This window comes from Hydrogenophaga sp. RWCD_12 (assembly GCF_046604225.1).
Taxonomy (GTDB): Bacteria; Pseudomonadota; Gammaproteobacteria; order Burkholderiales; family Burkholderiaceae_C; genus Hydrogenophaga.
The window spans coordinates 1-1,331 of sequence record NZ_JBKIXC010000012.1 but is presented as its reverse complement, the minus strand read 5'-3'; the positions used below and the strand labels follow the sequence as shown (position 1 = coordinate 1,331).

General features: G+C 64.9%; 2 protein-coding genes. Both read right to left on the bottom strand.

Annotated features, from left to right (window positions below):
• Positions 1-1,008 (bottom strand): MCP four helix bundle domain-containing protein (locus tag ACLIJ1_RS23265; RefSeq protein WP_411367959.1); only part of this gene is annotated, 1,008 nt, incomplete at its 3' end.
• A 43-nt stretch (positions 1,009-1,051) separates the two neighbouring features.
• A partial coding sequence (locus tag ACLIJ1_RS23260; RefSeq protein WP_411367958.1) for a methyl-accepting chemotaxis protein occupies positions 1,052-1,331 on the bottom strand: 280 nt, incomplete at its 5' end.

The following is a 1,331-nucleotide window of genomic DNA, read 5'->3' as shown; positions in this document are numbered from 1 at the left end:
ACCCTGCACCGCCACGCTGCTGGCACTCGACGCCAGCTGGCTGGCCGTGCGCGCGTTGTCCGCGTTCTGCTGCGCCGTCGAACCCATCTGCTCCATCGAGGCCGAGGTTTCTTCCAGCGCCGAGGCCTGCTGTTCGGTGCGGCTGGACAGGTCCTGGTTGCCCTGGGCAATCTGCGCGCTGGCCGTCGCCACGCCCTCTGCCCCCTGGCGCACGTCCGTCACCACGCGCAGCAGCGACTGCTGCATGCCCTGCATCGCGATCAGCAGGTCGCCCGTTTCGTCGCGGCGCGTGACCGAGATGGTCTGCGTGAGGTCGCCATCGGCGATGTGCTTGACCAGGTCCACCGCCTGGGCCAGCGGCCGGGTAATCGAGCGCGTGATCAGCCAGGCCATGGCGACACCGAGCGTCAGCACCACGACCAGGAAGCCGCCGATGAGCAGGCGCGTCAGGGAATACAGCGCGTCGCCGCGCTGGCTGGCGGCAGCAGCACCGTCGTTGTTGATCTTGACGATGGCATTCAGCGCCGCAGAGGCTTCTTCAAATGCCTTGCGGGAAGTCCCGTCCATCACCGCGAAGGCCTGATCGGTGCTGTTGTTGCGCGAGAGCTTCATCACCTCCTGGTGCTCCGCAATCACAGCCGCCCAGGCTGTCTGGAACTGCTCGAACTGCTTGCGCTCCTCGGAGGAGGAGATCAGCTTTTCGTAGGTCTTGATTTCAGCATCCAGCGCATCGGCCGTTTTCTTGAGATCCTTGTCGGCCTCGGCCATGTCCTGGTCGGCCTTGGACATCACGTGATCGAACTCGTTGATGCGGAAATCCGCGATCAGCTTGTTGAGCACGCCGGCCGAACGCACGCTGGGCAGCCAGTTTTCCTCGATCTCGGAGGTGGTTTCGTTCAGTGCTGCCATGCGGTTGATCCCTAGCAGGGCAAACAGCAAGGTGAGGGTCAGCACGATGCCGAAGGCGCCCGCCAGCCGGCCACCGATGCGCAATTGGAAATGGTTCATGGGGTCTCTCTCTGCTCGTGAGGATTCGACATCCGGGGATGGCTCAGTGGTGGCTGCCGAGCTTGAACACGCTGACCGCCCGCACCAGATGCTGGGCCTGCTGCTGCAGGCTGGCGGCGGCAGCAGCGCTCTCTTCGACCAGCGCCGCGTTCTGCTGGGTGGACTGGTCCATCTGGGTCACCGCTTCGCTCACCAGGCCGACCCCGGCGTTCTGCTCGTTGCTGGCGCTGCTGATCTCGCCGACGATGTCGGTCACGCGCTGGATCGACTGCACGATCTCCTGCATCGTCGAGCCCGCACGGTCCACCAGCGCGGTGCCTTGT